Consider the following 21,252-nt stretch of genomic DNA (forward strand, 5'->3'; position numbering starts at 1 on the left):
CCCTGCCGGAGGCCGTCGAGCCCGCCGGTCGGCCGGACCGGCCCGGCCAGGTGTGCTAGGAAGGACCGGGTCAGCGGCTCGTGGAGAGGTCTTCCGTGCTCACGTTCGGACTGTTCGGCACCGGTCACTGGGCGGCGGAGGTGCACGCCGCCGCGCTCGCCGGGCATCCGGGTGCCCGCCTCGGCGGGGTCTGGGGGCGGGACCCGGCCAAGGCGGCGGCGCTGGCCGAGCGGTACGGCGTACCGGCCTTCTCCGACCCGGACGCGCTGATCGGGGCCGTGGACGCGGTGGCGGTGGCGCTGCCGCCGGACGTGCAGGCCGACCTGGCGGTCCGGGCCGCCACCGCCGGCCGGCACCTGCTGCTGGACAAGCCGCTGGCGCTGAGCCTGCCGGACGCCGACCGGGTGGTGGAGGCGGCCGGGCGGTCCGGGGTCGCCTCGGTGGTCTTCTTCACCAACCGCTTCCGGCCGGCCATCGCCAGCTTCCTGGCCAGCGCGGCGGCGACCGGCGGCTGGCACGGCGCCCGGGGCGTGACGTACGCGTCGATCTTCCAGCCCGGCAACCCGTACGGCGGTTCGGCCTGGCGGCGTGCGCACGGCGCGCTCTGGGACGTCGGCCCGCACGCGCTCTCGCTGGTCCTGCCGGTGCTCGGCCCGGTGACCCGGGTCGCCGCGATGGCCGGGCCGAGGCAGAGCGTCCACCTGACGCTGGCGCACGGCGACGCCGCGACCAGCACCCTGTCGCTGGCCCTGGACGCCCCGCCGGCCTCGACCACCGTCGAGTTGCTCTTTCACGGCGAGGAGGGCATAGACGTGCTGCCCCGGCGCGAGGGGACGCCGGTCGACGCGCTCCGGCTCGCCGTCGGGCAGCTCTGCACCGAGGTCGACACCGGCACCCGCGACCAGCAGTGCGACGTGCGTTTCGGCCGGGACGTGGTGGCCGTGCTCGCCGCCGCGCAGACCGCCCGGGAACAGGGCCGCACGGTCACCCTGCCCGCCGGCACCAGCGTCACCGGCTGACCGGAGGCCGGGTGGGTGGGTGTAGCCAACCCCACCCCGGCCGGGCGCCTGCCGTCAGTGCCGCCGCCGGCCGGCACCGGCCAGACTTGACCGCATGACGACCGGAGCGCTGCGCACCGCCGGGCTGGCCCTGCTGCACGGGGCGGTCCTGGCCGGGCTGGGCCTGGCCGGGGTGGTGGCGCTCCTGGTGCATCTGGTCTTCTTCGTGCCGGGCTTCGGGCTCGGGCTGATCTTCCTGCTGCCGTTGCCGGTCCTGGCCGGCCGGCCACTGACGAACCTGGTGCGGCGGGTGGCCGGCGCCGGCTCCGGCGTGCCGATCGGTTCGCCGTACCGGCCCCGGCCGGCCGCGCCGCAGCCGGAGGCGGACGGTCGCTACCCGCACGCCAACCGGCTCTACCGCCGGCCCTGGACGCCCGCGTTCCTGCGCCTGCTGGACTGGCTGCTCGGCGACCCGGCCAGCTACCGCGACCTCGGCTGGATGCTCACCGCCCCGGTGGTGGGGCCGCTGCTGGGCGGCCTGCCGGTGGCGCTGGTCGGTGCCGGCGGATGGTACGCGGCCGGCAACGCCGCGCGGCACTGGTGGGCGGTGCCGGCCGGGCTCGCCCTCGCCGCCGCCGGGCTCGCCGTGGCGCCCGCGCTGCTCGCCGCGCAGCGCGGCTGGACCCGCTGGTGGCTCGGCCCGACCGGGCGGCAGCCCGGCCGGCTCCGCGTCTGGTACGCCCGGCAGCTCTGGCTGCTGCTCAGGCTGCTCACGCTCCTCGGGCTGAGTCTCGCCGCGCTGCCGCTGGCCGCCGTCTCCGCCGTCGCGCTGGTCCTGGCGTACGGGCTCGGGATCGTGGTGCTGCTGCCACCGTTGATCCGCAACGTCCGTTGGCTGCCGGAGCTGCGCCGGCAGCTCGCCGGCCGGTGGAGCGGCGTCGAGATCGGCTCGCCCTACCTGCCCCGGTCGGATGCGCCGCAGCAGCGGCCGGACGGCCGGTACCAGGTCGGCAACCACCTCTACCAGACCGAGCGCTGGGCAGCGTACAACCTGCGGCTGCGCCGGCTCACCCGGGACCCGGCGACGTGGCGGGACTTCGGCTGGCTGCTGCTCGACCCGGTGGTCGGCGGGCTCTGCCTGGCCGCCCCGCTCGCCGCGATCGGCTACGGGATCGTCGGACTGGCCCTGCCGAGGCTCTGGATGCTGCTCGGGGTCAGGCCCGAGGGGGGCACCGACTGGTACGCCTCGGTCGCCGGCTCCGGCGCGGCGGCGATCCCGGCCGGGCTGGCCCTGGCCGCACTGGGCCTGCTGGCCGCACCGGCGGTGCTGCGGGTCGACGGTCGCTGGGCGGCGCTGCTGCTCGCCCCGACCGCCGGGGCCCGGCTCGCGCTGCGGGTGCGCCGGCTCACCGAGACCCGGGCCGACGCCACCGAGAACCAGGCCGCCGAGCTGCGCCGGATCGAGCGGGACCTGCACGACGGCGCCCAGGCCCGGCTCGTCGCGATGGGCATCAACCTCGGCACCATCGAGTACCTGCTGGACCGGGACCCGGAGGCCGCCCGCGCGCTGCTGGCCGAGGCGCGGCAGGCGTCGGCCCGGGCCCTGACCGAGCTGCGCGACCTGGTCCGGGGGATCCATCCGCCGGTCCTCGCCGAGCGCGGGCTCGTCGACGCGGTCCGGGCGCTGGCCCTGGACACCCCGGTCCGGACCGAGGTCACCGCCGAGCTGCCCGGCCGGCCGGACCCGCCGGTCGAGTCGGCGGCCTACTTCGCGGTGAGCGAACTCCTCACCAACGCGGTGAAGCACGCCCGCGCAGCCCGGATCGGCGTCGACCTCGGCTACGCCGACGGCCGGCTGCGGATCGTGGTCACCGACGACGGCCGGGGCGGCGCCGACGGGGCGCGGGGCAGCGGGCTGCGCGGCATCGGACGGCGGCTCGGTACATTCGACGGCGTCGTCGACCTGAGCAGCCCGCCGGGTGGCCCGACGACCGTGATTCTGGAGGTGCCGTGCGTGTTGTCCTCGCCGAGGACCTCTATCTGCTGAGGGACGGGCTGTCCCGGATGCTCACCGCGCACGGCTTCGAGGTGGTGGCGGCGGTGGAGACCGGCCCGGAGCTGCTGGCGGCCCTGCTGGAGCGCCGCCCCGACGTGGCCGTGGTGGACGTCCGGCTGCCGCCGACCCAGACCGACGAGGGGCTCCAGGCGGCGCTGGCGGCCCGCCGGCAGGTGCCCGGGTTGCCGGTGCTGGTCCTCTCCCAGCACGTCGAGCAGCTCTACGCGCGGGAACTGCTCGCCGACGGCACCGGCGGGATCGGCTACCTGCTCAAGGACCGGGTCTTCAACGCGGAGCAGTTCGTCGACGCGGTGCGCCGGGTGGCCGGCGGCGGGATGGCGATGGACCCGGACGTGATCGCCAAATTGGTCGCCCGGAGCAGCCGGGACACCCCGATGGCCCGACTGACACCCCGGGAGCGGGAGGTGCTGGAGCTGATGGCGGAGGGGCGTTCCAACAGCGCCATCGGGCAGCGGCTCTTTCTCAGCGAGAGCGCGGTCGGCAAGCACACCGCCAGCATCTTCGGCAAACTCGGCCTGGCGCCGTCGGACGACGACAACCGCCGGGTGCTGGCCGTCCTAGCCTACCTCGACGGCGCCGCCGGCCGATAGCCCGGCCCCGGCGTTGCCGGTGGGCAGACGGTCCGGCCCTGCCCGCTCAGGAGAGTTCGATGATGGCGTCGCCGATCTCGGCCGGGGTCTGGAACTGCTCGACCGGCAGCGACTGGAGCAGCCTGAGGGTCTGGGTGTCGACGCCGGTCTCCTGGGCCCAGCGCACCAGGTCCTCCTTTGACACCGGGTAGTCCAGTCCGGCGAGCGACTCCTGCAACTGGCCCGCGTTCACTGTCATACCTGGTCGGTTACCCACCCCCGCCCCACCCACACCACGGGTTTACCCCGAGGGTGCCGGGGTAGCCGCCGGCCATGCAGGTTCACCGGCTCGGGGGTCCGGCCGACTTCGACCCGTTGCTGGAGCGCGCCGGCTCGGCCCGGGTGGTGATGCTCGGCGAGGCGAGCCACGGGACGTACGACTACCACCGGCTGCGGGAGCAGGTGACCCGCCGGTTGATCAGTGAGGCCGGGTTCTCCTTCGTGGCCGTGGAGGGCGACTGGCCGGACTGCGACCTGGTGCACCGCGCGGTGGTCGCCGCGCCGGGCGCCGACGACGACCCGCAGCGCGCGCTGGAGCGGTTCGCCCGCTGGCCGACCTGGATGTGGGCCAACGCCGAGGTGGCGCGCTTCTGCCGGTGGCTGCGGGCCTGGAACGCCGACCGGCCGGAGGCGGGGCGGGCCGGCTTCCACGGGCTCGACGTCTACAGCCTGTGGGAGTCGATGCAGGCGATCCTCGACTACCTGGGCGAGGAGGATCCGGCGTCGCTGGAGGTCGCCCAGGAGGCGTACCGGTGCTTCGAGCCCTACGGCAGCCGGATCGAGGAGTACGGGGTGGCGAGCCGGTTCGTCTCGGCCCGCTGCGAGGCGGAGGTGGTGCGGCTCCTGACGCGTACCCGGGAACGGGCCGCCGCCGACGGCGCCGACGCCTTCTCGGCCTGGCAGAACGCGGCGGTGGTGGCCGGCGCGGAGCGCTACTACCGGGCGATGGTGGGGGGCGGGCCGCAGTCCTGGAACGTCCGGGACACCCACATGGTCGAGACCCTGGACCGGCTGCTGGACCGGTACGGCCCGGACGCCCGGGCCGTGGTCTGGGCGCACAACACGCACGTCGGCGACGCCCGGGCCACCGACATGGCCGGCGGCGGGATGGTCAACATCGGCCAGCTCGCCCGGGAGCGGTACGGCGCCGACGACGTGCTGCTGGTCGGCTTCGGCAGCTACCAGGGCAGCGTGGTCGCCGCCAACCGGTGGGGCGCGCCGGCCGAGGTGATGACCGTGCCGCCGGCCCGGGCCGGGTCGCTGGAGGAGCGGCTGCACCGGATGCTCCCCGAGCAGGCCCTGCTGGTCTTCGACCCCGGCGGCGACCGGCCGGAGTGGCTGGTCGAGGAGGCCGACCACCGGGCGATCGGGGTGGTCTACGACCCGTCCTTCGAGGCGTGGGGCAACTACGTGCCGACCCGGCTCGGCGACCGCTACGACGCCTTCGTCTGGTGCGACCACACGACCGCCCTGCACCCGCTGCCCGCGGTGCCCGCCCCCGGCGAACTGGAGACGTACCCGTCCGGGGTTTAGCGGCTGCCGCCGTCGACGGGTCCGATCTCCTCGACGGCGCTGGTGCCGGAGCCGTCGCGGGACTCCCACCGCCAGGTCTCGTCGAGCCGCAGCCGGCCGTCCGGCAGCCGGGAGAGCCGGCTGACGCAGTGCCCGCCGGAGGTCTCGCCCACGCCGTTGAGCTGCACGTAGCGGAAGTCGAGGGTGTCACCGTCGCGGGTGCCGAGCAGGTGGCCGGCGCGGATCGCGCCCCCGGCGTACGACGCGGAGATCTCGCCGTCGCGCTCCCGGTAGTCGAAGACGGTGGCGGCGTCGACCTCACCGCCGTCGACCGCGCCGACCGCCCGGAAGCGCCGCCCGTGCAGCGACGGCAGCCGCTTCCCGGGTACGCCGGGCACCCGCTCGAAGCAGAGCTGGTTGTACGGGCTGTCGCCGTAGACCGGGATCTCCCGGTAACCGGCCGAGCGGTAGAGCGCCGCCGCCTCGGGCAGCGAGCGGTGCGTGCCGAGCCGCACGGTGTGCAGGCCACGGCCGGCCGCCTGCCGTTCCAACTCGCCGAGGAGCCGGCGGCCGAGCCCCAGCCCTCGGGCGTCGGCGTGCACCCAGAGGTGGCAGAGCTCCGCGACGCCGGGTGCCAGGGTGCGGATGCCGCCGCAACCGATCGGCCGTTCCTGCTCGTACGCGACGCAGAACGCGCCACCGTCGCCGCCGACCTCGGCCGGGTCCACCAGCGCCCGGCGGTCGTAGCCCTCGGGGAACCTCGTGGACAGCTCGGCGGCGTACGCGTCCAGGCAGGACCGGGCGTCGGCGCTGCCGGCGGCGACGGTCTCGACCGTGACGGCGGCGAGCCGGAGCAGCCGGCGGGTGCGCTGCTGTGCCGCGATCAGGTCGGCCCGCTGGGCGGCGGTGAGCGGTTCCAGCAGCCCGGTGGCGGCGGCGTCGGAGAGCCGGTCGAGTTCGGCGAGTTCGGCGGCGCCGGCCCCGGTCGGCTCGGCGACCCGGACCCGGCCGTCGGTCTCGTGCGGCCGGAGCCGGACCAGGCCCTGGGTCTCCAGCGAGCGCAGTGACCGGCTCAGATAGCCGGAGTCCCAGCCGAGCCGGGCGCGCAGCTCCCGGACGGTGGCGCCGCCGGTGCCGATCTCGTAGAGCAGTCGGGACTCGCTCAACGGGCGGGCCCGGCCGAGGTAGTGGTCGGTGAGCAGGCCGATCCGCTGCGAGTAGTAGCGGTTGAAGTCGCGGACCAGCTGGGCCTGCTCGCGGAGAGCCGTCATTCCTCTGACTTTAGTCAGAGAAATGACGATGTTCGAGTCAGTTCTCCGGGAGGCCGGTCCGGAACGTGGGCGGGTCGTGCATCAGGAAGTCGCGGTGGCTGATGTTCCAGGCGTACGCGCCGGCCATGCCGAAGACGATGGTGTCGCCGGCCGCGATCCGGCCCGGCGCCGGCAGCCCGGCCGCGTCCGGCACCCGGGCCAGCACGTCCTTCGGAGTGCAGAGCTGCCCGACGATCGTCACCGGCCCGGCGCCGGTGACCGGCCGGGGAAACGGATGATCCCACTCCGGGCGGGGGAGCACGGTGAAGGGCTGGGAGTGCCCCTTGGCGGCCGGGGTGCGGAAGTGGTGGGTGCCGCCGGCCACCACCACGAACCACTCGCCGCCGGAGCGCTTCACGTCCAGCACCCCGGTCCGGTAGTACCCACAGTAGACGGTCAGTGCCCGGCCCGGCTCGATCCGCAGCGTCCGGCCCGGATGCTCGGCGAGCAGGCCGGCCAGCGCGGCACCGTACGCCGGCCAGTCGAAGCGGGCGGCCGGGTCGGTGTAGTCGACCGCCATCCCGCCGCCGACGTTCACCTCCCGGGCGTCCAGCTCTTTCGCCGCCCACTCCACGATGGTCCGGGCCACCGCCGCCGCGCCCGGTGCGGCGAGCCCGCTGCCCAGGTGGGCGTGCACGCCCCGGATCCGGATCCCGGGCAGGTCGAGCCGGGCACAGGCCAGGGCGTCGTCCGGGGACATCCCGAACGGGCTCGGCCGGCCACCCATCACCAGCACCGCCCCGTCGACCGGCACCGGCAGGTTGACCCGGAGCAGCACGTCGGCGACCACACCCGAGCCGGCGGCGAGCAGCGCGAGCCGGCGCAGCTCGGTCGGGGACTCGACGTGGAACCGGCGCACCCCGGCGGCCAGCCCGGCGGCGAGCTCGGCGTCGGTCTTGCCCGGCCCGCCGAAGGCCGCCGGGGCGGTGCCCGGGAAGAGCTCGGCGAGGTGCCGCAGCTCGCCGCCGCTGGCCGCCTCGAAACCGTCGACGTGCGCGGCGAGGGCGCGCAGGATCCCGGGGTCCGGATTGGCCTTCATCGCGTAGAGCAGCTCCACCCCGGGCGGCAGCGCGGCCCGGACCGCCGCCGCCGAGGTCTCCAGCCCGGCCAGGTCGTACCAGTAGCTCGGCCGGGGCGTCACCAGTGCCCGCCCAGCGGGTTGGGGAAGGGCAGGTAGCCGGCGTGCCGGTCGGCGGCCCGCTCCCAGCGCACCAGCAGGTTCGCCTTGACCGGCAGCGGTACGCCGGCCAGCATGGCGCGCAGCGGCGGCGGGTCGTCGAGCCGGGCCGAGGTCTCCCGCACCACCTCGCGCAGCGCCGCCCAGAGGTGCGTCTCGACCCCGGGGTGCGCGTCGGCCAGCGCGCCGGCCAGCTCCACCAGGTGGTTGACGAAGAGGCAGTAGCTGACCCGGTTGAACGCCTGCGCCGGGTCGTACCCGATCGGGGCCGGCAGGTGGGCGAGCCAGTCGGCCCGGCGCCCGGTGTCGAGCTTGACGCCCTCCAGGTCGCGCAGGAGCATCCGGACCGGCCACCGGTCGGCGCCGCCCAGCACCACCACCACGTTCTGCAGGTGGGCCTCGTGCACCACCCCGTGCCGCCACCAGAGCTCGAGCACGGCCGGGACCAGCAGCCGGACGTACGCGTCCCACCAGCCGACCGGGTCCGCCACCGCCAGCGGCGCGGCGGCGAGGGCGGCGGCGAGGACCGGGGTCTCGCCGCCGGCCAGGTGCGGGCGCAGCCCACCCCGGAGGATCACCCCGTACGTCTCGTCCAGCCCCGGCAACTCCACCGTCCGGTACGCCGGCTCGGGCAGCAGCGCCACCCCGGGCGGCAGCTCCAGCCCGGCGAGGAGGCGGGTCAGCTCCACCGCACCGGTGAGCTCGTAGCGGGCGTTCTTGCGTACGCAGTTGGTGATCCGGACGTGCAGGCTCGTCTTGACGAAGAGGTCGGCGCGGGGTGCGTAGAGGGTGCGCACACTGGCGGTGGGGCGCAGCACCGCCCCGCCGGTGCCGAGGTCCCGTAGCCGGCGGTCGAGCGGCCGGGAGAGCGCGAACTGCCAGGGGTGCACCGGCAGCACGGCGTGCCCGGCCGGTGCCGGCGGCGGGTCGAGCGCCCCGATCAGCTCGTCGAACGGCCCCGCCGAGCCGAGCAGCGCCTCCGGCACGCCGATCCAGCGCAGCCGCAGACTGGTCCGCAGCTCGGGCGCGTACGCGTTCCACGCCTCGACGTCGCCGCTGCGCCACTTGGGGGTCGGGTGCCGGGGATGTCCGTGCACAAGCGACTGTTCGGAGTCCACATAGGAGTCGATGACGGGGTCGCCGGTCGGGTCCGGGTCGGTTGGCGGGCGCAGCCGCAGCACCCGGTCCAGCGCGTCCCGGCTCGCCACCACCTGCCCGGCGAACTCGTCGTTGCGGACGCCGGTGCGCAGGGTCAGCTCGTCGGCGACCAGCTCGGCGAGCGCGGCCGCGTCGACCGGGGACCACTCGCCGGCCGAGAAGCGCTGCACCGGCCCCTCGTAGCGGTGCGCGCCCACCTCCGAGACCCGGGCCACCGCACAGCGCAGCAGGACGGCGCTGCGGGGCAGGCGTACCACGGCGTGCCCGTCGGTCAGGGTGGTCTGCCGTTCCGGGCCGGCGACCTCGCGGGCGACGCAGCCGAGCAGGGTGTGCGTACTGGCGATGTCGGCGGTGGACCGGGACACTGCGGCGGTCATCTACTGCTCCTTGCCGCGACGCGGCCGGGCCGGACCGCGGTCACCGGGTGGACCGCAGATAGTTGGGGCCGGTACGCAGGTAGTACTTGTTGATGTCGGTACAGCCGGTGCGCTGCTTCGGCAGCAGCGTGCCGGCGGTGAGCATCCCCTTGACCGGCAGGTGGTCGGCGGTCAGGAGGCGGTCGGTGAAGAGCCGGCCGGCGGCGGCCACGTCCCAGCCCGCCGTGCCGGAGCCTTCCGGCCCGGTGGCTCCCGTTCCGGAGCCGTCCGTGCCGGTGGCTGCCGTGCCGGGGCCGTCCGGGCCGGTGGCCTCCGGCCCGCTGGCTGCCGTGCCGGTGGCCCAGCGGTCCCGGGCGGCGAGCAGGCGGGGGCGGAGCGCGGTGCCGGGCGCCGGCACCGGGACGCCCCGCTCGGCGAGGGCACGCAGCGGCGCGGTCGCGGCGAGGTGCAGGGTGATCGTGGTGAAGACGTCGGCCAGCTCGCCGGGGTCCGTGATCCACATTCGGGCGTCCCGCAGGGCCGGCCCGGGTCGGCGGACCAGTCGGGCACCATCGTTGTCCTTGTAGAGCAGCCGGAGTCTACCCCCGTGCTCCGGCAGGGCCCCGGTGCCGCCGTCCACCGGATCGAGGATCAGGTAGATGTTCTGCTGGTGCGCCTCCAGCGCGATGCCGTGCCGCAGCCAGAGATAGCCGTGCCAGTCGAGCAGCAGATCCAGATAGGACCCCAGCAGGGCGCGCGGGTCCGCCCCGCCGACCCGCTGGGCGACCGTCCCGCCGGCCGGGTCCTCCGCCGCCAGCGCGGCGACCGGCACCACGGTCTGCCCGGCCAGCTCGGTCGGAAAGCGGCGGACCAGAAACGACCGGACGTCGTCACCGGCGTGCCCGTAGCAGCTCTCGTCGGCGTGCAGGATCCGGCCCGCGAACGCCGGCTCGGCGGCGGCGATCCCGGCCAGCAGCCGGTGCAGTTCGTCCCCGTCGACCAGGGTGCCGGGCGCGATGGTACGGACGTTGCGCGCGCCGAGCGTCGCCGTGGTCAGCGGTAGTTTCAGCTGGGTGCCGGGGTCGGCGGCGAGCGCCACCGTCCGGGTCGACAGGGTCGGCCGGACCAGCGTTTCCGGCACGTCGGCCCGGATCGGCATCCCCAGCCGGTCGGCGGTGACCGGGTGCACCGGCAGCAGCACGGTCCCCGGATCGCCGGAGGGCGGCCACCAGCCGGGCAGCGTACCGGCGAGGGTCAGCTCGGTGCGGGGGACCGGCAGCCAGCGCAGCGCGAAGGTGGGGGCGTGCTCCGGCGCGTACCGGAGCAGGGCGGCGGGGTCCAGCCCGATCCTGGCCCGGCTCGTCGGATAGACGGGATGGTCGGTCCGGGCGGCCAGTATCTCGTCGAGCAGCGCACCCGCCATCCCGGTCGGCGACCCGGCGCGGGCGGCGAGCAGGCCGGCGTGCACCCGGGAACGGGTCCGGTCGGCGAGCCGGCGGGCGGAGAGATCGTCCCGGCACTCGGCACGGAACGCCGCCCACCCCGCCTCGGCCTCCGGATCTCCCGACGGGGCGAGTGCGTCGAGCACCCCGTCGAGGGTCCGCACGACCCGCCACGCCCGGCCGGGCGGCGTGGTCGGCGTCCCGTCGGGCAGCACCAGCAGCTCCGGCCGGGCGGTGCGCAGGTCGTGCTGGAAGCCGTCCGGCCGGACCGGCAGCCGCAGCCGGGCGCCGGGGATCCGGGTCAGCCACCACCCGGGGCCGTCGCGCCGCCCGTTGCGTGCCAGACCGAGATGGTCCTCCCGGAGCAGCGTGTCGAGTACCCGTTGGCAGAGCTGCCGCTCGGCGCCGTCGGCGCCGGCCGGAGTGCTCACGAGATCTCCTCGACTGTCACGAGATCTCCTCGACGGTCGCCATGTCTTCCTCCCTGCCTCCGCCCGGCATCTCCGCGCCGCCTCCGCCCGGTTCCCCGATCGTCCACCGGTGCGCGGCGCGGAAGTCGCGGAGCGCGACGCGTACCGGCGCCGGCCCGGGGCCGATCGCGTGCAGTGCGGCGAGGTAGTCGCGGTTGGTGCCGGTCAGCGCGGCGGTCACCCCGACCGCCCGCAGGGGCCGGCAGCCGAGCCGGATCCCGTCCGGCCCGGTCGCGTCCACCCGGCCGGGCGCGGCCACCAGGGTGCCGGAGCGGTCGGCGCAGACGTACTCCACCCGGGCGTGCCGGGGCAGGCGTACCGGGTCGGGCAGGGGTGGCAGCGGATCGCCGGCGTGCAGCCGGATGACGTACTCGAAGAGCGGCACGTCGAGCAGGTCGGCCAGCACCAGGTCCACCCGGTCGCCGATCAGTCGATAGTTGACCTCGACGAGTCGGGCCAGGCCGTCGGCGACGACGAACTCGGTGTGGCAGGCGCCGAAGCCGACACCGAGCGCGTCGAGCTGGGCGAGCACCTGCGCCACCACCGCCCGCGGCAGCTCCGGCGCCCAGTCGAGGGCCTCCTCGGTGAAGGTCGGCGGCGGGCCGAGGCTGGTGCGCCAGGTGCCGAGCACGGCGGTGCCGCCGCCGTCACCGAGGGTCTCCAGGGTGTGCAGCTCGCCGGCCAGGTATTCCTCGACCAGCAGCGCCTGGCCGGGCCGCCGGGCCCGGATCTCGGCGATCCGGCGGCGCAACTCCGCCGGCCCGCCGACCAGGTAGACGTCCTCGCTGGCCACACCCTCCCGGGGCTTGACCACGGCCGGAAACGGCACGCCGTCGGCACAGCCGGCGTCGTCGTCCGGGCCGAGCGCCACCACCGCCACCCGGTCCAGTCCGGCTTCGGCGACGGTACGCCGGGTCAGCCGCTTGTCCTTGGCGCGCAGCGCCGCCCGCCAGTCCTTGCCGGGCAGCCCGAGATATCCGGCGGCGAGCGCGGTGGGCACTTGAAGATGGTCGCTGTTGGAGAGCAGCGCGACCGCTGGTTCGCCGCGGTGGACCGCGTCGAGCACCGCGCGTACGTCACGGACGTCCGCTCCGGACACCTCGGCCCCGGACCGTCCGGCCGGGTCCACCGGCCAGGCGGCGGGCTGATCGGTCAACACCGTCGCCGGCAGCCCGAGCCGGGCCGCCGCCGGCAGGAAGCCGTCGAGCACCGAGTCGGTGGGGTTGAGCGCGGTCAGGTAGAGCCGCACAGGCGTTTTCGTCTCCCGAACAACAAGGTAGGTAAGGCTGTCCTACATCGTGGTTAGGTTAACCTTGCTTGCTGCGTTAGGGAAACTTCCGGCCGATCGGAGCCGGCGTGTCGGGACCTGCGCACCGCGCGGACTGGCCGGGGTTGTCACAGCACAGCACGGCGGGCGGTGGGTGCGTAGGGTCGACGCACCCACCGCCCGCCGTGGAGCTGGGAATCAGGGCCGGAACGCGTCCCGGGTGTCGCGGGCGGCGTCACCCACGTGGTCGCCGGCCTGCTTGACGTTCGCCTCGGTCTGCTCGGTGGCACCCTCGGCCCGAAGCCGCTCGTTGTCGGTCGCCTCGCCGGCCTTCTCCTTGGCGGCTCCGGTGACCTCCTCGACCTTGTGACGGATCTTGTCTCCTATGCCCATGGTGTCCTCCAGTCCTGGCCGAAGTGCTGTGCACACCCCGCTGCCTCTCTAGTGCCCCGGAGCACGGCCACCGAAACGGCCACCGTCCGGCCGCGGCCGTCACGGTCGAGGTGGCACGGAGTCGGCCGGCGGCTCCGCGCCGGTCGCCGGCTACACCTGGCAGGGGCGGGCGTCGATGGTGCAGGCGGTCGGCTGCGAGTCGATGAGCGCCCCGTCGACCCGGAAGCGCACCTGCACCGACCCACGCGCCGGGACCCGACCCGTCCGCTGGTCGGGCACGAACGTCCAGGTGGCGCCCTCCCGGCTCGCCGTGGCGCCGTCGACGGCGGCGACGGACTGGGTCGTCCGGGGCAGCGTGATGGTCAGCCGCCAGCCCGTGGCGGTACCCGGACCGGGATTGCTGATCGTCACCGAGGCGGTGTAGTGCAGCAGCGTGACGTCCTCGGTCGCGTACCGGGCGGCCAGGGCCGGTGGCGGAGCCGGTGGCGGGGGCGCGGGACGCTGCGGCCGGTTGCGGGGCTCGGCGCGGGGCGGGGGTGCCGACGTGGGCAGCGGGGAGGAGGCGGGCGGCGTCGCGCTGCCGGTGGGGCCGCCGACCCCGTCGCCGGTCTCCACGTCGACCGCGCCACTCGGCGGCGGCGCCACCCCCAGCGGGGCGAGCCGGTCCGGGCTGCGCAGCACCGCGACGACGAAGATGCCGGTGCCGACGACGACGGCGAGCGCCGCCGCGACGATCCCGGCCGCCACGGCCCGGTCGCCCCGGGGCAGCGGCAGCAGCCGGGCCAGCCGGCGGAGCAGGACGCGTACCCTGGCCACCCCGGCGAGCAGCACGTCGAGGATGGCGACCGGCAGGGTACGCGCCGGACGCTGTCGGATCTTCTGCACGTGAACTTCCCTTCCGCTGCACGGTGGCAACGCCGCGCCACCCCGCCAGTCAGACCCCGACCAGGACGGAAGGCCGGGCCCGGCGGATCAGAGCGCCCTCAGCCCGGCCAGCACCGCCTCCAGCAGATCCTCCGAGGGTGCGTCGAGCACCGGTGGCTTGTGGGTGTGGATCAGTCCCGCGTCCAGCAGATCGCCGAGCAGCACCCGCACGGTGCCCACCGGCAGGTCCAGCGCGGCGGCGACCTCCGCCACCGAGAGCGGCCGGCGACAACCTTCGAGAATCTTGGACTGCTCCGGCGTCAGCTCCACGCGCTGCGGCACCGGCCAGCGGGAGACCACCAGCGAGATCAGGTCGAACCGCCCCCGGATCGGCTGCGTCCTGCCCCGCGTCATCGCGTACGGGCGGACCACCGGCCCGGCGTCCTGGTCGTACCAGGCGTCGTCGTGCCGACCTCCTGAACCGGTGCCCACCGCGCGTCACCCCCCGGTCAGGCCATCGGTCGGCACCGGAAAGGTGGGCAGGTGCGAGTCCGCCCGACCCGCGGCGAGCGCCACCTCGTACGCCATCTCGTCGACGTCGGCATCGCCGCTGAACCGGACGGCCAGGATCGCGCCGCCCCGGGTCGCGGCGACGAAGAGGAACGCCCGGTGCATCTGCACGATGATCTGTCTTACCCCACCGGGACCGGCGTAACGCGCGGCGGCCTGGGCCAGCGCCTGTAGCCCGGCGACCACGCTGGAAAGTTGGTCGGCGAGCTCGCCGCCGACCCCTCGGGAAACCCCGAGCAGCAGCCCGTCGGGGGAGAGCGCGACGGCGTGTTCGGCCGCCGAGACCCGGTCCACGAACTCGTCGAGTATCCGGACCAGGTTATCCGTCGTGACCACTGCGTGAGTCACCTGTCGTCCTCTCGCTGCTTCCCGGTCGGTCGTCGCTGGGCGCCGGCAGCGCTACCGGCAGCTCCAACGTCGCCGACCAGTCGGTTTCGGTGCGCCGGGCAGGCGCGCCGTTCTGAGCGGAGCCGGCAGCCCGGCCCTGGGTGTCGACCGGGGTGTCGTGATCCGGGCGACGGACCCGCACCGGCAGGGCGTCCGGGGCGGGACCCGGTCGGGGTGCGCCGCGTCGCTGTCCGGCGGTGCTGTCGTCCGGCCGCCCCGGTGCGGTGGTGGTGCCCGGCCGCCCCGGTGCGGTGGTGGTGCCCGGAGCGGGTGTCGGTTCGGGCGTGGATTCCTCGACCAGCAGCGTAGCCGGCACAAGCACGGTCGCGGCCGTCCCGCCCCGGGGACCGGCCGTCAGTTCGACGGTGATGCCGTGCCGGCGGGCCAGCCGGCCGACAACGTACATGCCCAGCGCGCCGTTGAGCGGCCCCGCGTGCGGAGTGTCCCGGATCAGCGCGTTGACGGCGTCCAGTTCCGCCGGGCTCCGGCCCGCACCGTCGTCGCTGACGATGATCGCGCGGTCGCCGCCGCGTACCTCGCCGGCGACCCGGACCGTGGTGGTCGGCGCCGATCCGGTCAGCGCGGCCTCGACGAGCTCGGCGAGCAGGTGGATCAGGTCGGGCAGGGCCCGTCCGGCGACCGAACCGGGCCAGTGCGGAGCCACCAGTACCCGCGGGTAGTCGGACACCTCGGCCACCGCGCCGCGTACGACGTCGACGAGCGGCACCGGGCGTCGCCAGCGCCGGCCGGGGGTGCCGCCGGAGAGGCTGATCAGCTGCTCGACGTTGCGCCGGATCCGGGTCGCCAGGTGGTCGAGCCGAAAGAGTTCGGCCAGATCCTCGGTGTCGGTCTCCCGGCGTTCCAGGGCGTCGAGGAGCCCGATCTGCCGGTGCAGGAGGTTCTGGTTCTCCCGGGTCAGCCAGACGGTGACCTCGCGGGCCCGCTGGTGCGCGGCGAGCCGGGCGGCGATCTGCGCGGCGCGTTCGGTCACCCGTTCGGTCTCGGCCTGTCGCCGCCCGGTCTGCGCCACCAACTGCTCGCGCTGGGTGGCGAGCCGTTTGCGCTGGGCGGAGAGCTCGGCCGTCCGGTCGGTCAGCTTGGCGGTCCGGTCCCGCTGGGCGGCCAGCTTCGCCGCCAGCCTGTCCCGTTCCGCGACCAGCTCGTCACGGGCGGTGCTCAGGGCGGCCTGCCCGCTGCTCAACTCGTCGAGCCGGGCGACGATCCGGCGGGTGCCGCGCAGCGTCAGCACGGCGGCGGCGACCAGCAGTACCAGGCCGAGTCCGCCGACCAGGCCGGCCCGGGCGGCCACCCCGGCCGCGCCCCGGGTGGCCCGGCCGACGCTGTCCCGGACGCCCGTGGTGACCAGGGTGCGCAGCTCGGCCAGGGCCGGTTCGGTCGCCGCCTGCCAGCGGGCGGGCTGGACCGGCGGGCCCGCGCCCGCCCAGTCGGCGGCCAGGAGCTCCGTCTCGACGGCGTTCAGGGCACCGAAGACCGGGCCGGAGACCAAGCGGTCGTAGCCGGCCCGCTCCGCGTCGGGCAGCCCGGCCGCCGCCTCGGTCCGGACGAAGCGGGCCACCGCGACGAGGTCGGCGAGCCGGCCGTGCTCGGCCTCGGTCAGCCGGGTCGAGGCGAGTGCCCCGGCCACCAGGGCGTCCTCCCGGGCGAGCAGCTCGGCGGCGCGGGAGAGGGCGAGCAGGGCCCGGGTCTCCTCCAGCAGGTCGCTGCGGCGGCTGGTCCACTGCGAGCCGTAGACGGCGAAGCCGGCGTCGATGATCTTCGCGTACGCCGCGGCGGTGGTGGCCCGGTTGATCCTGCCGGCGTCGACGTCGTCGCGGAGCGACCGGAGGTCGTCCAGCCGCCGGACCAGTTCCGCCGCCCGTTCCCGGACCGCCCCGGCGGTGGCCAGCCGGAGATCGCTCCGATCGGTGAAGCGCCGCAGCGTGACGGTCGCGGCGTCGGTCCGGGTGCGCTGGTCGCGCAGGGCGGCGCGGTGCCGGCCCGGCGCGGCCAGTTCGACCATGCTGAGCCGGCGTTCCGCCTGCAGGTCGAGGATCAGCGCGTCGGTCGGCTGGCCGAGCTCGGTGCCGAGGGTGCGGACCGCGAGCAGGTCCATGGCGTCCCTGCCGGTCAGGAACGTGGCGTAGCCCCAGAGCAGGGCGAGTACGACCAGCAGAGCCGCGCCCGCGGCCACGATCCGGGTCGGCGCCGGCCCGGCCGCCGGCCCCGGAGCCGACGACGCTCTCCCGCCGACCGGCCCGGCATCCCCGGAGGTGCGGGTCGCCGACCGCCGGAGCCCGGAGCGCAGCGCCGCCAGCCGGCGGGCCGCCGCCCTCATCGGGCCGTCCGCTCCGGCCAGGGCGCGGCCCCCGGCCGGCCGCCGGAGCGTTCCTCGACGATGCTCCGCAGCCGGGCCAGCAACTCGCTGCGGCTGGCGCAGTTGAGCCGTTGGCGCATCCGGGCCACGTGGTGCTCGACCGTCTTGGCCGAGATGAAGAGCCGGTCACCGATCTGCTTGTAGGTCAGGCCGCTGAGCACCAGCTCGGCGACCTCCCGCTCCCGTTCGCTGAGCCGCTCCTCCGCCGGTACGGCGATCGCGTCCGCCACCTGGGTCGCGCCCGGCCCCGCCGGCCGGCTGCCTCCCCTGCCGCCGGCCGGCCGGCCCTGGAGCATCCGGGCGCAGTCCAGCAGGGCGGTCATCGCCTTCCGGTCGGAGGTGCGGATCGCGGCCTGACCGGCGAGCCGGGCGGCGTCCCAGCAGAGCCCGATGCCGTGCAGCCCCCGTGCCGCGGCCTCCACCCGCACCGGGTCGACCGTGCCGCGCAGCACCTCGACCCAGCTCTGCCCGGCGGTGGCCACCACGGAGGCGTACCGGGTGTGTCCGGTGGCGGCGGCCAGCGCGGCGACGTGCTCGTCCGCCACCGCCGGCCGGTCGGCGAGGATCGCGGCGTGCAGGCAGCTCCAGTGCAGCGGAATCGTCCACAGTGGCGGATCGCCGAGCCCGGCCAGCAGGCTGCGCGCCTCGCCGAGATAGGGTGCGAGCCGGTCCAGCTCGCCGAGCCGGGCGGCGGCGATGGCGAACTCGCCGAGCGGCAGCAGGGTGAACAGGTCCACCGGATGGCGTACCACCGCCTCCCGGGCCCGTTCCCAGCCGCGTTGCAGGGCCGGCAGGTCGCTGTTGCGCCGGGCGATCCCCAGCTCCAGCGCGGCGGCGAAGACCAGGTCACGGGACTCCAGCGGGGCCGGGCCGGCGGTGACGGCGGCCACCTGCGCACCGGCCTCGGCGGCCCGCCCCCGGACCATCAACAGCCAGGCCTGGAGCAGTCGGTGCCGGCGGCTGGTCAGCGCCGCACCGAGCCCGGCCTGTGCGGCCCGGTCCAGGGCACGCTCCCCGATGTCCAGCTCACCGGAGTGCAGCGCCACCAACGCCGCCAGCGCCGCCGGGGTCTCCGGCAGCAGCACCGACCGCCCGGCCGGTTCGAGCAGTGCCGACGCCTGCACCAGGGTGGAGAGCGCGGCGGTCGGCGGGCCGGAGAGGGTCTCCCGCAGGCCCCGGGCCATCAGCAGCGCGGCGCTGGCGAGCAGCGTCGGCGGACCGTCGGCGGGCGGGTCGGCGAGGATCCGGTCGAGCTGGTCGACCCGGCCGGCGCCGGCCGCGCCGATCGCCGCGAAGGCCAGCGAGGCGGGCGTACCCGACCAGCGGTAGAGCTCGACGGCGCGGTCCGGGTGACCCCGGTGCACCAGCGCGGTCGCCGCGACCGCCGCCCCGTCGGCCCGGTCGGGCGAGTCGGCGGTGGCGATCAGCCGGTCGGCGAGGCGCAGCGCGGAGTCGAGGTCGGCGGAGAGCGCCGCCGCCATCGCCCGGCGGGCCGCCACCGGCCGGCCGGCGGCACCGGCGACCGCGAAGAGCCGGGCGGCGAGCGCCGGGTCGTCGCCGAGCGCCTCGTCACCGGCGGCCTCCGCGACCCCGGCCGGGCAACTGCCGCCGAAGCCGGCGTCGAGCATCGACCGGACCAGTGGGAGCACCCGGCCGCCGCGCTGGAGTTGCAGCTCCGCCAGGCGCTGCCAGACCGCTGCCCGCTGGCTCGCCGGGCTGAGCGCGCCGATGGCCCGGCGGACGATCGGGGGAAGCCGGTCGTCTGGCCCGAGCAGCCCGGCGGCGCGGGCGGCGGCGAGCAGCTCGTCGAGCTCCTCCGGGTGCCGGGAGAGCAGCGCGCCGAGCAGGTCGGTGGGGAGGGTCGGGCCGGCCGCCATCGCCAGCAGCAGCCGGCGTACCTCGATCTCCAGGCCCTCCAGCTCGGGCGCGAACTGGAGCAGGACCGACCGGGGAATCTCCAGGGTCGGTCCGGCCGGCGCCGGGCGGTCGGCCGGCGGCCGCTCCGCGCGGACGGCCCGGCGGTCGGCCGGGCGCAGCGTCCGCGCCAGCCACTCGACGAACCGGGGTACGCCGGCAGTCTGCTCCTGCACCAGCCGCGCGACCCCCGGCGGCGGTGCCGACCCGTACGCCGTGCCGAGATAGGCGGCGGTGCGCTGTTCGGTGAAGGGGCCGGGCAGCACGGGCGGCCCGCCCCGGTGCAGCACCTCGGCCAGCTCGACCAGCCCGGCCGGGCGGGGCCAGGGCCGGAACGCGACGGCGAGCCGGGCGCGACCGGTCTCGGCCAGCCGGCGCAGCTCGAGCAGGCTGCCGGCGTCGAGCAGGTGCGCGTCGTCCACCAGCACCACACAGTCGGTCTCACCGGGCGGCACACGGTCGGGTCCGCCCGGCTCGGCCAGGTCCCGCCAGGAGTCCAGGACCGGCACGCCCGCCTGCTGGTAGGCGCGGCGCAGTCGGGCCAGCACGGCCGTCTTGCCGTGCCCGCCCGGCGCCTGTACGGCGGCGCAGAGCGGCGCCTGCGGGTCGGACTCCACCCGGGTCAGGAAGGCGGTGGTCTGCTCGTCCAGCACGAGCCGGGGCTCGGCGTCGGTGCGCAGCGTCAAGGCGGTACTCACCGACCCCACCCTGCGGTCGCGACGGCCAGCGGTTCCGTCCCGGCGACGGCGGTGAGCAGCACGCCGAGCGCGGCCAGCAGCACCGCCAGGCCGATCACCGTGTTGTTGCGGCCGGACCCGAACCGGGACAGCGCACGCATCGGCAGCTCCAGTGGGGTGATCCGGACCGGTGGCCGGGGCGGCAGTTGGGAGCGGTCCTCGTCGTACCGGCCGGGCTCCGCACCCGGGCCGTCACCGGGCCGCTGTCGCTGCCGGCGCGGCGGCTCGCCGCGCCGCGCGCCCGGCCGGGGCGGGCGCATCACCGGCGGGCGCGGTGGTGGCCGGTTGCCCCGCTGCCGGTCGAGCAGGTGGCCGCCGACCACCGCGGCGCCGGCCGCGACCGCGAGCTGCGGGTCGGCCCCCACCTCGACCGGCACCGGGAACCGGGCTGCGAGCAGGTCGCGGACCAGCGGGATCCGCGCCGATCCGCCGGCCAGCAGGACGCCGTCGAGCTGGTGCGGCGCCAGTCCGCAGGAGCGGACGGAGCGGGTCAGCTCGTCCACGGTCAGCGTGACGGCGGGCCGGATCAGGTCCTCGAACTGCGACCGGGTCACCGGCACCCGGGTCTGCCCGCCGGGCAGCCGGACCAGCACGTCGGTGCGGTCGGCGACGGCCAGTTCGGCCTTGGCGCGCCGGCACTCCCGGCGGAGCCCGCGCAGCGCCTGCCCGACCCGCGGGTCGGCCGGGTCGGCGAGCTGCCCGGCCAGCTCCCTGGGCAGGCCGGCGCGGACGTGCTCGACAAGTGCCTCGTCGAAGTCGGCCCCGCCGAGCGGCTCGATGTGGATCGGCTCTCCGCGCAGGTCGAAGCCGAGCGGCGGCTGCGCCCGGTCGACGACCGCGGCGGTGAAGGTCTGCCCGCCGAGGGTGTGGACGGCGAGGGTACGGCCGGAGAAGCCCTGCACGGCGTGCCCGGCGGCGGCGAGGATCGGCGCCGGCAGCAGGGTCACGTCGGCCAGGCCGACGTCCCAGAGCGCCTCGCCGAGCAGGTGCCGGCGGTAGCCGCCCCAGCCCGCCGGGTGGCTGAGCACGATCCACTCGGGACGTTCGCGCTCCTGGTCGATCACCCGCTCGACGACCCACATCGCCAGCATGGCGGTGAGGGCCTGTGCCGAGCACGCCTCGCCGCCGACCAGCAGCGGTACGTCGTCACCGACCCGGTTGCCGAACCCCCGGGCGACCCAGCCGCTGTCGACCGGCCCGTCGTAGTCGTCGGGATCGGCGACTGTTATGGACCGGTTCGTCGCCATCAGCAGGACCGACGGCACCGGCGCGCCGTCCGGCCCGAGCCTGACGGGTTCGGGTGGATCCCAGTTGTTGCCCCGGAGTCGGGTGACAGCGGCAGCCGTGGCGGTGCTGCCGATGTCGATTCCGAGGACGTAGGACATCCGATCATTCCTTCACCGCGAGTCATGGACCCGGGACGGCGCGAAGCGGATCGCGGCTTCACCCGGGGACGCCCCGGGGCGGTTGGGCTCGCCCGGCGGGCCGTTAGGGGAGTCATCTTTTCGTACCAGAGATCTATCCGCCATCGGGACCCTAACTCTGGGACCGCGCATCCCCTATGCCCCTAACGCAGATCTAAGGCATCGCCCTAGCGCGCGGGCCGCCAGACCCCGG

17 protein-coding genes are annotated in these 21,252 nt (G+C 75.9%); 4 read left to right on the forward strand and 13 right to left on the reverse strand.

Translation table 11 applies throughout. From position 1 onward, the window contains the following. Positions 1-95: 95 nt before the first annotated feature. The 3 genes from ACN27G_RS00525 to ACN27G_RS00535 all read left to right on the forward strand — a co-directional run bounded on the left by ACN27G_RS00525 (position 96) and on the right by ACN27G_RS00535 (position 3,665). Entirely contained in the window at positions 96-1,019 is a 924-nt protein-coding gene (locus tag ACN27G_RS00525) for a Gfo/Idh/MocA family protein (RefSeq protein ID WP_421490799.1), read from the forward strand. Between the two features lie 94 nt (positions 1,020-1,113). Next, positions 1,114-3,045, forward strand: coding sequence for a histidine kinase (locus ACN27G_RS00530; RefSeq protein WP_421490800.1), 1,932 nt, complete (start codon positions 1,114-1,116; stop codon positions 3,043-3,045). Further along, complete coding sequence (locus ACN27G_RS00535) at positions 3,009-3,665, forward strand: response regulator (RefSeq protein ID WP_421490801.1); 657 nt, start codon at positions 3,009-3,011, stop codon at positions 3,663-3,665. Before ACN27G_RS00530 ends, ACN27G_RS00535 begins: the two co-directional genes overlap by 37 nt. A 46-nt stretch (positions 3,666-3,711) precedes the next feature. Here the strand turns inward: ACN27G_RS00535 and ACN27G_RS00540 are convergent, their stop codons facing one another. Continuing rightward, a complete protein-coding gene (locus tag ACN27G_RS00540) occupies positions 3,712-3,903 on the reverse strand; it encodes a DUF2795 domain-containing protein (protein ID WP_421490802.1) in 192 nt (63 codons plus the stop codon). Positions 3,904-3,977: 74 nt separating this feature from the next. On the opposite strand from ACN27G_RS00540, the gene ACN27G_RS00545 reads away from it, so the two are divergent. Continuing rightward, on the forward strand, positions 3,978-5,237 hold the full coding sequence (locus tag ACN27G_RS00545) for an erythromycin esterase family protein (RefSeq protein ID WP_421490803.1): 1,260 nt from the start codon (positions 3,978-3,980) through the stop codon (positions 5,235-5,237). Here ACN27G_RS00545 and ACN27G_RS00550 read toward each other — a convergent pair. The 12 genes from ACN27G_RS00550 to ACN27G_RS00605 all read right to left on the reverse strand — a co-directional run bounded on the left by ACN27G_RS00550 (position 5,234) and on the right by ACN27G_RS00605 (position 21,020). Beyond that, entirely contained in the window at positions 5,234-6,487 is a 1,254-nt protein-coding gene (locus ACN27G_RS00550; RefSeq protein ID WP_421490804.1) for a GNAT family N-acetyltransferase, read from the reverse strand. The genes ACN27G_RS00545 and ACN27G_RS00550 overlap by 4 nt on opposite strands. 37 nt (positions 6,488-6,524) lie before the next feature. Next, entirely contained in the window at positions 6,525-7,667 is a 1,143-nt protein-coding gene (locus tag ACN27G_RS00555; RefSeq protein WP_421490805.1) for a type III PLP-dependent enzyme, read from the reverse strand. Then, positions 7,664-9,238, reverse strand: a complete 1,575-nt coding sequence (locus ACN27G_RS00560; RefSeq protein ID WP_421490806.1) for an IucA/IucC family protein — start codon at positions 9,236-9,238, stop codon at positions 7,664-7,666. Before ACN27G_RS00560 ends, ACN27G_RS00555 begins: the two co-directional genes overlap by 4 nt. Before the next feature lie 40 nt (positions 9,239-9,278). Further along, the gene (locus ACN27G_RS00565) at positions 9,279-11,090 is read right to left on the reverse strand and encodes an IucA/IucC family protein (RefSeq protein WP_421490807.1); all 1,812 of its coding nucleotides are present in this window, start codon (positions 11,088-11,090) and stop codon (positions 9,279-9,281) included. A 16-nt stretch (positions 11,091-11,106) separates the two neighbouring features. Continuing rightward, on the reverse strand, positions 11,107-12,378 hold the full coding sequence (locus ACN27G_RS00570) for an ATP-grasp domain-containing protein (protein ID WP_421490808.1): 1,272 nt from the start codon (positions 12,376-12,378) through the stop codon (positions 11,107-11,109). A gap of 216 nt (positions 12,379-12,594) precedes the next feature. Beyond that, positions 12,595-12,789 carry a CsbD family protein gene (locus tag ACN27G_RS00575; protein ID WP_421490809.1) on the reverse strand — a complete coding sequence of 65 codons (195 nt, stop codon included), beginning with the start codon at positions 12,787-12,789 and terminating at the stop codon, positions 12,595-12,597. Positions 12,790-12,939: 150 nt separating this feature from the next. Further along, the gene (locus tag ACN27G_RS00580; RefSeq protein WP_421490810.1) at positions 12,940-13,674 is read right to left on the reverse strand and encodes a cellulose binding domain-containing protein; all 735 of its coding nucleotides are present in this window, start codon (positions 13,672-13,674) and stop codon (positions 12,940-12,942) included. An 87-nt stretch (positions 13,675-13,761) separates the two neighbouring features. Next, positions 13,762-14,145, reverse strand: a complete 384-nt coding sequence (locus tag ACN27G_RS00585) for a DUF742 domain-containing protein (protein ID WP_421490811.1) — start codon at positions 14,143-14,145, stop codon at positions 13,762-13,764. Positions 14,146-14,151: 6 nt separating this feature from the next. Then, positions 14,152-14,559: a roadblock/LC7 domain-containing protein gene (locus tag ACN27G_RS00590; protein ID WP_421490812.1), complete on the reverse strand. Its 408-nt coding sequence runs from the start codon at positions 14,557-14,559 to the stop codon at positions 14,152-14,154. Continuing rightward, on the reverse strand, positions 14,543-16,945 hold the full coding sequence (locus tag ACN27G_RS00595; protein WP_421490813.1) for a nitrate- and nitrite sensing domain-containing protein: 2,403 nt from the start codon (positions 16,943-16,945) through the stop codon (positions 14,543-14,545). The genes ACN27G_RS00590 and ACN27G_RS00595 overlap by 17 nt, the downstream gene beginning before the upstream one ends. Next, positions 16,942-19,596: a LuxR C-terminal-related transcriptional regulator gene (locus ACN27G_RS00600; RefSeq protein WP_421490814.1), complete on the reverse strand. Its 2,655-nt coding sequence runs from the start codon at positions 19,594-19,596 to the stop codon at positions 16,942-16,944. Before ACN27G_RS00600 ends, ACN27G_RS00595 begins: the two co-directional genes overlap by 4 nt. Continuing rightward, positions 19,593-21,020, reverse strand: coding sequence for an Hsp70 family protein (locus ACN27G_RS00605; RefSeq protein ID WP_421490815.1), 1,428 nt, complete (start codon positions 21,018-21,020; stop codon positions 19,593-19,595). Before ACN27G_RS00605 ends, ACN27G_RS00600 begins: the two co-directional genes overlap by 4 nt. Positions 21,021-21,252 lie beyond the last annotated feature (232 nt).

This window comes from Plantactinospora sp. WMMB334, from assembly GCF_049179095.1.
Taxonomy (GTDB): domain Bacteria; phylum Actinomycetota; class Actinomycetes; order Mycobacteriales; family Micromonosporaceae; genus Plantactinospora.

Excerpts from the sequence above, each read along its gene's own strand:
- ACN27G_RS00530 (WP_421490800.1), top strand. The coding sequence starts at position 1,114 with ATGACGACCGGAGCGCTGCGCACCGCCGGGCTGGCCCTGCTGCACGGG.
- ACN27G_RS00575 (WP_421490809.1), bottom strand. The coding sequence starts at position 12,789 with ATGGGCATAGGAGACAAGATCCGTCACAAGGTCGAGGAGGTCACCGGA.
- ACN27G_RS00550 (WP_421490804.1), bottom strand. The coding sequence starts at position 6,487 with ATGACGGCTCTCCGCGAGCAGGCCCAGCTGGTCCGCGACTTCAACCGC.
- ACN27G_RS00545 (WP_421490803.1), top strand. The coding sequence starts at position 3,978 with ATGCAGGTTCACCGGCTCGGGGGTCCGGCCGACTTCGACCCGTTGCTG.
- ACN27G_RS00560 (WP_421490806.1), bottom strand. The coding sequence starts at position 9,238 with ATGACCGCCGCAGTGTCCCGGTCCACCGCCGACATCGCCAGTACGCAC.
- ACN27G_RS00540 (WP_421490802.1), bottom strand. The coding sequence starts at position 3,903 with ATGACAGTGAACGCGGGCCAGTTGCAGGAGTCGCTCGCCGGACTGGAC.
- ACN27G_RS00595 (WP_421490813.1), bottom strand. The coding sequence starts at position 16,945 with ATGAGGGCGGCGGCCCGCCGGCTGGCGGCGCTGCGCTCCGGGCTCCGG.
- ACN27G_RS00605 (WP_421490815.1), bottom strand. The coding sequence starts at position 21,020 with ATGTCCTACGTCCTCGGAATCGACATCGGCAGCACCGCCACGGCTGCC.